Source organism: Klebsiella sp. MS 92-3 (genome assembly GCF_000195655.1).
GTDB lineage: Bacteria > Pseudomonadota > Gammaproteobacteria > Enterobacterales > Enterobacteriaceae > Klebsiella > Klebsiella pneumoniae.
This window is the reverse complement of the sequence record NZ_GL882825.1, coordinates 10,791-19,956: the sequence shown is the minus strand read 5'-3', so window position 1 is coordinate 19,956 and position 9,166 is coordinate 10,791. Positions and strand designations below refer to the sequence as shown.

The window sequence follows — 9,166 nt, the reverse complement described above, 5'->3', positions numbered from 1 at the left end:
AGCCGGGGCTGCCAAAGCTGGATTCTATCACCTGGCGTCCGGTGGTGGATAACAATACCCGGGCGGCGATGCTGCAGACCGGCGAGGCGCAGTTTGCCTTCCCGATCCCTTACGAACAGGCGCCGCTGCTGGCGAAAAACAGCAAACTGGAGCTGGTGGCCAGCCCGTCGATCATGCAGCGCTACATCAGCATGAACGTGACGCAGAAGCCGTTCGATAATCAGAAGGTACGGGAAGCCATCAACTATGCGATTAACCGTCAGGCGCTGGTGAAGGTAGCGTTCGCCGGCTACGCCACCCCGGCGACCGGAGTGGTGCCGCCGTCGATCGCCTATGCCCAGACCTACACCGCCTGGCCATACGATCCGGCGAAAGCGCGCCAGCTGCTGAAAGAGGCGGGCTACCCTAACGGTTTCAGCACCACGCTGTGGTCATCACATAATCACAGCACCGCGCAGAAAGTACTGCAGTTCACCCAGCAGCAGCTGGCGCAGGTGGGGATTAAGGCGCAGGTGACGGCGATGGACGCTGGTCAGCGGGCGGCGGAAGTGGAAGGTAAAGGGCAGAAAGAGAGCGGGGTACGGATGTTCTATACCGGCTGGTCCGCCTCCACCGGTGAAGCCGACTGGGCGCTGTCGCCGCTGTTCGCCTCGCAAAACTGGCCGCCGACGCTGTTTAATACCGCGTTTTACAGCAACCCGCAGGTGGATAACGCGCTGAGCGAGGCGCTGAAAACCACCGATCCGCAACAGAAAACCAAACTCTATAAAGAGGCGCAGGATATTATCTGGAAAGAGTCGCCGTGGGTGCCGCTGGTGGTCGAGAAACTGGTCTCCGCCCACAGCAAGAACCTCACCGGTTTCTATATCCAGCCGGATACCGGCTTTAGCTTCGAACAGGCGGACCTGACGCCGTGATCATGTTCATCTTCATGCGTCCTCTCTCCCGGAATGGGAGGGAGCGATGCTGAATTATGTGATTAAGCGCCTGCTGGGCCTGATCCCTACTCTGCTTATCGTCGCGGTGCTGGTGTTTCTGTTCGTCCATATGCTGCCCGGTGACCCGGCGCGGCTGATTGCCGGACCTGAGGCCGATGCCCAGGTGGTGGCGATGGTGCGCCAGCAGCTGGGGCTTGACCAGCCGCTGCATGTCCAGTTCTGGCACTACATCACCAACGTGCTGCGCGGCGATTTTGGCATTTCCATGGCCTCGCGGCGTCCCGTTGCCAGTGAGATAGCCAGTCGCTTTATGCCCACGCTGTGGCTGACGCTGGCCAGCATGAGCTGGGCGGTACTGTTCGGGATGGCGGCAGGGATTGCGGCCGCGGTGTGGCGCAATCGCTGGCCCGACCGTCTGGGAATGGCGCTGGCGGTGAGCGGTATTTCGTTTCCGGCTTTTGCCCTTGGTATGCTGCTGATGCAGGTGTTTTCGGTTGAGCTGGGCTGGCTGCCGACGGTGGGGGCCGACAGCTGGCGGCACTATATTTTGCCGTCGTTGACCCTTGGCGCGGCGGTGGCGGCGGTCATGGCGCGCTTTACCCGCGCGTCATTCGTCGATGTGCTGCATGAAGACTATATGCGCACCGCCCGGGCGAAGGGGGTGAGCGAAACGCGGGTGGTGCTCAAGCATGGTCTGCGCAATGCGATGATCCCGGTGGTGACCATGATGGGGCTGCAGTTCGGCTTTCTGCTCGGCGGGTCGATCGTTGTGGAGAAGGTGTTTAACTGGCCGGGGCTTGGGCGCTTGCTGGTCGATTCGGTGGAGATGCGCGATTACCCGGTGATTCAGGCGGAAGTGCTGCTCTTTTCGCTGGAGTTTATTCTTATCAATTTAGTGGTGGATGTGCTGTACGCGGCCATAAACCCGGCTATCAGGTATAAGTAAGGTGCGATTGCTTAACTGGAGAAGGCAGGCGGCGCTGAACGCCATGCCGGGCATCAGACCCGGCGAGATCCATACCCCCTGGCATGAGTTCTGGCGGCGCTTTCGTCGCCAGCCGGTGGCGATGGGCGCTGGTATTTTCGTGCTGTTGCTGATTGCGGTAGCCATCGTTGCCCCATGGATAGCGCCGTACGATGCGGAAAATTATTTCGACTACGACCGTCTGAACGAGGGACCTTCGCTGGTGCACTGGTTCGGAGTCGACTCCCTGGGACGGGATATTTTCAGCCGGGTGCTGGTCGGGGCGCAGATCTCGCTGGCCGCCGGGGTACTGGCGGTGCTGATTGGCGCGGCCATCGGCACGGTGCTTGGGCTGCTGGCTGGCTACTATGAGGGCTGGTGGGACCGGCTCATTATGCGACTTTGCGACGTGTTGTTCGCCTTTCCGGGGATCCTGCTGGCGATCGCGGTGGTCGCCGTCATGGGCAGCGGGATGGCCAACGTGATCATCGCCGTAGCGATCTTCTCGATCCCGGCGTTTGCTCGTCTGGTGCGCGGCAATACGCTGGTTCTGAAGCAGCAGACCTTTATTGAATCGGCGCGCAGCATCGGCGCCAGCGACGCCACCATTCTGTTCAACCATATTCTGCCGGGGACGGTGTCATCGATCGTGGTTTATTTCACCATGCGCATTGGGGTATCGATTATTTCGGCGGCCAGTCTGTCGTTTCTCGGCCTCGGCGCGCAGCCGCCCACCCCGGAGTGGGGCGCGATGCTCAACGAAGCGCGGGCGGATATGGTGATGTCTCCGCACCTGGCGCTCTTTCCGGCGGTGGCGATTTTCGTGACCGTGCTGGCGTTTAATCTGCTGGGAGATGGCCTGCGCGATGCGCTGGATCCGAAGTTAAAGGGGTAGGATGAGGGAAAGCTCCGCCGGGAGTCCTTTATGTTATCTGCGGCTTCAGCGCACATTGCGCTTCCGGTTAATTTTCTGCGTTAGGTCTCTCATGGCGCAGGGAGCGGTGTGAGGCGGAAACGACCGCTGGACGGTTCCCTCTCCTCCCGGGAGAGGGCCAGGGTGAGGCGAAGCATCGCTGGAAAGTCCTTTATGTTATCTGTGGCTTCTGCGTAGTTTGCGCTCCCGGTTAATCGTCTGCGTTATGTCTCTTATGGCGCAGCAAAATAACGGCGCAACAGGGCTGCCTGGAAGGTAATCAATGCTTGCCCGTGGCGCTGCGCTTGCGCGGACCTGGGGGGGGAGCCTACGGGAGGACCCCGTAGGCTGGGGAATGCGCTAAGCCGCTATCCGGGAAGCTGGACTAGACCCGGGTACCCCACAGGTCGTATTCGTCGGCGTGCTCGACTTTCACCCGCACCACGTCGCCCGGCTTAACGCGGGTTTCGCCGTTCAGGTACACCGCGCCGTCGATTTCCGGAGCGTCGGCCATGCTGCGGCCAATGGCGCCTTCTTCATCAACTTCATCTACCAGCACCAGGATTTCGCGCCCCACTTTCTCCTGCAGACGCTCGGCAGAGATCTGCTGCTGCAGCTGCATAAAGCGGTTCCAGCGCTCTTCTTTCACCTCTTCCGGCACCTGGTCCGCCAGCTCGTTGGCGGTAGCGCCTTCAACCGGGCTGTACTTGAAGCAGCCGACGCGGTCGAGACGCGCCTCTTTCAGGAAGTCGAGCAGCATCTGGAAATCTTCTTCCGTTTCGCCCGGGAAGCCCACAATAAAAGTGGAGCGCAGGGTCAGATCCGGGCAAATTTCACGCCACTGCTTAATGCGCGCCAGCTGACGGTCCGCAGAACCTGGACGCTTCATCAGCTTCAGAATACGCGGGCTGGCGTGCTGCAGCGGAATATCGAGGTACGGCAGAATCTTGCCTTCCGCCATCAGCGGGATCACATCGTCAACGTGCGGGTACGGATAGACATAGTGCAGGCGCACCCAGATGCCGAGCTTCGCCAGCTCTTCGCACAGACTGACCATGCTGGTCTTCACCGGCATACCGTTGTGGAAGCCGGTGCGGTGCTTGACGTCGACGCCGTAGGCAGAGGTGTCCTGCGAAATCACCAGCAGCTCTTTCACGCCGGCGTCAGCGAGGCGTTTGGCTTCGGCCAGCACTTCGCCAATCGGACGGCTCACCAGATCGCCACGCATGGACGGGATGATGCAGAAGGTGCAGCGATGGTTGCAGCCTTCAGAAATTTTTAAGTAGGCGTAGTGGCGCGGCGTCAGCTTAACCCCCTGTTCCGGCACCAGGCTCAGGAACGGGTTGTGCTTCGGCTTCGGCGTATAATGATGGACATGCTCCAGCACCTGCTCATAGCTGTGCGGACCGGTGATCTCCAGCACCTTCGGATGCACTTCGCGGATCTGATCCTCTTTCGCGCCGAGACAGCCGGTGACGATTACCTTGCCGTTCTCTTTCAACGCTTCGCCGATCGCTTCCAGCGATTCCTGCACAGCGCTATCAATAAAGCCGCAGGTGTTAACGATCACCATATCGGCGTTGTCGTAGGTCGGTACGACGTCATAACCTTCGGTGCGCAGTTCGGTCAGGATACGCTCTGAGTCCACGAGGTTTTTCGGGCAGCCCAGGGAGACGAAGCCGATTTTCGGCTGATGCGTGACATTGCTCATAGCTTAAAAAGTGTTCAATTATTGGAATGGTCAGGGCAGGAATTCTACAGATCTTTGCGAAAAAGAGTATAGCTCCGTCGCGGTTAATGGTGAAAAAGCGCCCCCGACCTGTCTTTTACGCCCCCCACCGCCAGAGCGGATCCCACACGCCCCGGAGCAGAGGGGCGGGACACGCTTCTGACAAGCCGTGCGCGCAGGCGGCTCAAGCCCGGCGTGGCTGCCGGGCAGAGACTTATTGCGCCGGGTTAATGGCTGCGGAGGGGGTGGTGCCGGTTTTTTTCGGCTCGCGCTTATCCTGCAACGTGAAAATAGAGATCAGGGTAAAGAGCCCGGCGACGCTGCCGAGAATCAGATAGGTGTTGGCGAAGCCAATGGTATCGTACAGATAGCCTGCCAGCGGAGAGTAAATGGCGGTGGCGATCGAGGCGACGAACAGCACCAGCAAATAGACCGTCGAAGAGAGCTTGTGGTCGAAGTTGGCGGCGATGAATTTAAAGACCGATACCAGAATCAACGGCTTCTCCAGAGCATGCATCATTTTCACCGCACCAATCCACACCGGGCCGAGGGGCACGGCTGAGCCGACAATACGTACCGACATGATCAGCCCGGCGATGATCAGCGCCCATTTGGCGCCGGTCCGGTTAACAAACCATGGCATCAGGCAGAGGAACAGGGTTTCACCGCAGACCTGAATAGACGCGAGGATCCCGTACCAGCGGTTGCCTTCCTCCGGCGTCGGGAACTGTAGCGAGAAGTACTGGGCAAACTGCTGATCGTAGGTGTCGTAAATCTGCGTGACGAACAGGGTAAAGAGCAGCAGCATCCAGAACTGACCATTCTTCGCCAGCTCAAGGGCATGGGAGACCTTCAGCGATTCGCTTCGCGCCACATCGGCGTCGGTTAATTCAATTTTGGTTAGCATAAAGCAGATGGCGGCGATGACAATGGCGAGGCTGGCGAGCCAGAAGGCCAGATTAGGATTGCTGTCGATATACTTACCCACAATCCAGGCCGCCGCTGCCCAGCCTAACGAGCCCCACATCCGCACACGACCATATTCGAACTGATAGCGCCGGGAAATCTTATCGATATAAGAGTCGATTACTCCGCAGCCGGAGTTAAAGATGATCCCCAGATAGATCCCTCCCAGCAAGGCGCCAAACCAAAAGTTGTGCACCAGCAGCGGCGCGTAAACGTAGATAAAGAAGGGGCCCACCGGCAGGAGCAGGGCGACCAGCAGCCAGATAAGCCGTTTTTTCAGGCCGAACTTGTCAGAGATAAAGCCGAAGAAAGGCTGCATCAGCAGGGCGATAAAGGCGTTGACCGAGTAAAGCAGCCCGGTCTTCGTGGCGCTGATGCCAAGATGCTGGGTGGTCCAGATAACGAAGAAAGCCATGGTCGACGACCAGGCGAACAGGTAGAGGAAATCGAAAAGACTCAACAGAAAGTAGTTTCTTTTACCGGACGTCATGTTTCAGTTCCTTGCAAATGGGCAGAGAGAATGTCAGCGATCCACGGGCCGCGTTCGCTGTTTTCCTGACATGTTATACGTATTACATTAATTATTTGTTATGACATCCGAATTGACGATGGTGCAACAGATCATATGAGGTATTGTGAGCATTGTTGCACTAATTTTGTCTCTTATTGCCATTTTCTGTTTATTAATTTCAGCTTGAAATTAATTGTGATCGTATAACATTGTTTTTGTTATACACCCTACAATGCGTTAAAGTTGCCACATTGTAAATGATGTTAGAGAACTGGGGATTATTGACCTGGCGCATCATTTTGCACAAAAAATAACCGTATTATGGAAAGGGTAAAGGACGACAGAGGAGGAACCGTGATGACCGTTGACAGACTATACCGCCACCTTCTGCAGAAGCTTATTAACGCCAATATCGATATTGACGCCTATCTGCAACTGCGAAAGGCCAAAGGCTACATGTCAGTCAGCGAAAATGACCATCTGCGTGATAACTTGTTTGAGCTTTGCCGTGAAATGCGTGCGCAGGCGCCGCGCCTGCAGAATGCCATTTCACCGGAGGAGAGGGATGTCCTTCGCCTGGCCGGCGAATCGGTCGCCGCCGCTGCACTATGCCTGATGAGCGGGCATCATGATTGTCCGCTATACATCGCTGTTAACGTAGAGAAGCTAGAACGCTGTCTGACAGGATTGACCTCAAATATTCATAAATTGAATAAATTGGCGCCAATCACTCATGCCTGATCGGCTGAAACCCAGGGGAAGTGAACGCTTCCCCTGTTAAAGGTTATGTAAAAATCCCCGCGCAAATTTCCCCGCTGGCTACCCTTTAGCCCAGAGCTGACGAAAGGAGAATGCCATGCGTCCGATCCCACTGCTGTTGATATTGAGCGCCTTAGCGCTACCAGCCCTGAGCCAGGCCGCGGTGCGGGTGGAGGTATTGCAAAACCGGCTGGCCCAGCCGTGGGGCATGGCCTTTCTGCCTGACGATCAGGGCATACTGATCACCCTGCGCGGCGGCGAGCTCAAGCGCTGGCAGCCGGGTAAAGGTCTGTCGGCGCCGATAGCCGGCGTGCCGCAGGTATGGGCCAACGGCCAGGGTGGCCTACTGGACGTGGCGCTGGCCCCGGATTTCGCCCAGTCGCGGCGGGTGTGGCTGAGCTATGCGGAAAGCGACGCCAGCGGTAAGGCGGGCACCGCGGTGGGCTATGGGCGGTTGAGCGAGGATGCCACGCAGCTGACGAACTTTACCGTGGTCTTTCGCCAGCAGCCGAAGCTTTCCGTCGGCAATCATTTTGGCGGCAGGCTGGTGTTCGACGGCAAAGGATATGTGTTTATCGGGCTGGGCGAAAATAATCAGCGCGCCACCGCCCAGGATCTCAGCAAGCTGCAGGGGAAAGTGGTCCGCCTGACGGAGACCGGAGGTGTACCGCCGGATAACCCTTTTGTCGGCCGGGCTGACGCCAGGCCGGAGATCTGGGCTTACGGCATCCGTAATCCGCAGGGCATGGCGATGAATCCCTGGAGCGAGGCGCTGTGGCTGAACGAGCATGGCCCGCGCGGCGGAGATGAAATTAATATTCCGCAGGCGGGGAAAAATTACGGCTGGCCGCTGGCGACGCACGGTATTAACTACAGCGGCCTGCCCATTCCGGAAGCAAAAGGCAAAACGGTTCCGGGGACCGAACCTCCCCTGTATGTCTGGCCGGTCTCTCCCGGGGTGAGCGGGATGGCCTTTTATTCGGCGCCGACCTTTCCCCAGTGGCAGCATAAGCTATTTATCGGCGCGCTGAAGGAGACATCGCTGATTGTCCTGGCGGTGGACGGTAATCAGGTCCGCGAGGAGGGGAGATTACTGGAGGCGCGCGGAAAACGCATCCGCGATGTTCGCGTGGGACCCGACGGCTATCTGTACGTTTTAACCGACGAGTCTAACGGCGAGCTATTGCGGTTGAGTCCCGAGGCTTAGCCTCAGGTCACCGGGATCTGCACTACTTCGCGCCAGGCAGGACGTTGGCTAATCTGCTGATACCAGCGCTGCAGATGGGGCCGCGGTTGCCAGCTGTCGAGGATCGACAACAGATTGTAGACGAAGGGAGCGACGGCAATATCGCCAAGGCCGAACTGCTCGCCGGAGAGCCACGGCATTTTGGCCAGTTCGTCATCCAGCATGGCGAACAGCGCTTCGCAGGCGCTGATCCCCGCGGCGATGGCCGCCGGGTCGCGCTGCTCCGGTGGCGTTCTCACCAGGCCCATTAATACCGGGCGATGGGCGGGAGAGAGGGTGCCGTTGGACCAATCCATCCACTTTTCCCCTTGCGCGCGCTGCGCCGGCGCGGCCAGCCACAGACGGTCAACGCCATACTGGGCCGCCAGGTAGCGAATAATCGTATTTGATTCCCACAATACCACCCCGGTGGCATCGTCCTTTAACAGCGGCACCAGCCCGTTCGGGTTCATCGCCAGATATTCCGGGTCATGATTGAGACCAAACTCCAGCCCGGCGAGGATCTGCTGATAAGGCAGATCCAGCTCCTCCAGCACCCAGCGTACTTTCTTCACGTTGGTCGAGTTATTACGTCCCCACAGTGTAATCATTTTCGCTCCTGAGTTTGTTTCACTGCCGTTGCAGCGCGATCGGCGATCATGTTGGGATAAAGTTAAAAATCCGGCAAGCTTTTTTATTTGGCTGTTATTAAAGCTTTTTATGCTTACTCCCTTCAGCCAGGGGCACTCCTGGGTCACAGGGCCCGGAAAGTGTTTTTACTATTTTACAGGAGTAATATCTTTAGGGTGTTACGCTACGAAGGAAAGGGTGTGATCATGGTGTATCTTGTTGATAATTAAAGCTTTAAGTTAGGCATGCATCTATAAAAACGCTCCCTCTCCGTCTCGGTTAAAATCTCAATGTCGCCTGAGGGTATAATTTGATGCTGATTATTGCATCGCAATCATCTGAGGAACACAGGTTAATATTAATAAATAGAAAGTCGGTGAAAGAATTATTTTTTTACAGGGATGAACTGTTGTTTTTATCGATCGGATATACATCTTTTTCATCCCACCCAGAAAAAATAGACCATGAGAGGCGCCGACTGGCTGGAAGATATTCTGAAAAATAGCAAAAAAAACCCAGTGCCTGGCACTG

The 9,166-nt window shown here is 57.2% G+C and carries 8 protein-coding genes; 5 read left to right on the top strand and 3 right to left on the bottom strand.

The features are described from left to right. The 3 genes from gsiB to gsiD form a co-directional block, all read left to right on the top strand. Positions 1–917 (top strand): glutathione ABC transporter substrate-binding protein GsiB (gene gsiB / locus HMPREF9538_RS09790; RefSeq protein WP_009485549.1); only part of this gene is annotated, 917 nt, incomplete at its 5' end. A 46-nt stretch (positions 918–963) separates the two neighbouring features. Beyond that, positions 964–1,884: a glutathione ABC transporter permease GsiC gene (gsiC, locus tag HMPREF9538_RS09795; protein WP_002892997.1), complete on the top strand. Its 921-nt coding sequence runs from the start codon at positions 964–966 to the stop codon at positions 1,882–1,884. Between the two features lies 1 nt (position 1,885). Beyond that, positions 1,886–2,797 carry a glutathione ABC transporter permease GsiD gene (gene gsiD, locus HMPREF9538_RS09800; RefSeq protein WP_032457172.1) on the top strand — a complete coding sequence of 304 codons (912 nt, stop codon included), beginning with the start codon at positions 1,886–1,888 and terminating at the stop codon, positions 2,795–2,797. 403 nt (positions 2,798–3,200) lie between these two features. Here the strand turns inward: gsiD and rimO are convergent, their stop codons facing one another. Further along, positions 3,201–4,526 carry a 30S ribosomal protein S12 methylthiotransferase RimO gene (gene rimO, locus HMPREF9538_RS09805; RefSeq protein WP_004141985.1) on the bottom strand — a complete coding sequence of 442 codons (1,326 nt, stop codon included), beginning with the start codon at positions 4,524–4,526 and terminating at the stop codon, positions 3,201–3,203. A gap of 232 nt (positions 4,527–4,758) precedes the next feature. Next, on the bottom strand, positions 4,759–6,000 hold the full coding sequence (locus HMPREF9538_RS09810; RefSeq protein WP_009485547.1) for an oligosaccharide MFS transporter: 1,242 nt from the start codon (positions 5,998–6,000) through the stop codon (positions 4,759–4,761). Between the two features lie 378 nt (positions 6,001–6,378). Here HMPREF9538_RS09810 and bssR point away from each other — a divergent pair, with 378 nt between their 5' ends. Then, complete coding sequence (bssR, locus tag HMPREF9538_RS09815; protein WP_004151712.1) at positions 6,379–6,762, top strand: biofilm formation regulator BssR; 384 nt, start codon at positions 6,379–6,381, stop codon at positions 6,760–6,762. A gap of 115 nt (positions 6,763–6,877) precedes the next feature. Then, positions 6,878–7,987, top strand: coding sequence for a PQQ-dependent sugar dehydrogenase (locus HMPREF9538_RS09820; protein ID WP_009485546.1), 1,110 nt, complete (start codon positions 6,878–6,880; stop codon positions 7,985–7,987). A 2-nt stretch (positions 7,988–7,989) separates the two neighbouring features. On the opposite strand, the gene HMPREF9538_RS09825 is transcribed toward HMPREF9538_RS09820, so the two are convergent. Next, positions 7,990–8,616 (bottom strand): glutathione S-transferase family protein, encoded by a 627-nt coding sequence (locus HMPREF9538_RS09825; protein WP_009485545.1) that lies wholly within the window; start codon positions 8,614–8,616, stop codon positions 7,990–7,992. Positions 8,617–9,166 lie beyond the last annotated feature (550 nt).

Excerpts from the sequence above, each read along its gene's own strand:
- gsiC (WP_002892997.1), top strand. The coding sequence starts at position 964 with ATGCTGAATTATGTGATTAAGCGCCTGCTGGGCCTGATCCCTACTCTG.
- rimO (WP_004141985.1), bottom strand. The coding sequence starts at position 4,526 with ATGAGCAATGTCACGCATCAGCCGAAAATCGGCTTCGTCTCCCTGGGC.
- HMPREF9538_RS09810 (WP_009485547.1), bottom strand. The coding sequence starts at position 6,000 with ATGACGTCCGGTAAAAGAAACTACTTTCTGTTGAGTCTTTTCGATTTC.
- bssR (WP_004151712.1), top strand. The coding sequence starts at position 6,379 with ATGACCGTTGACAGACTATACCGCCACCTTCTGCAGAAGCTTATTAAC.
- HMPREF9538_RS09820 (WP_009485546.1), top strand. The coding sequence starts at position 6,878 with ATGCGTCCGATCCCACTGCTGTTGATATTGAGCGCCTTAGCGCTACCA.
- HMPREF9538_RS09825 (WP_009485545.1), bottom strand. The coding sequence starts at position 8,616 with ATGATTACACTGTGGGGACGTAATAACTCGACCAACGTGAAGAAAGTA.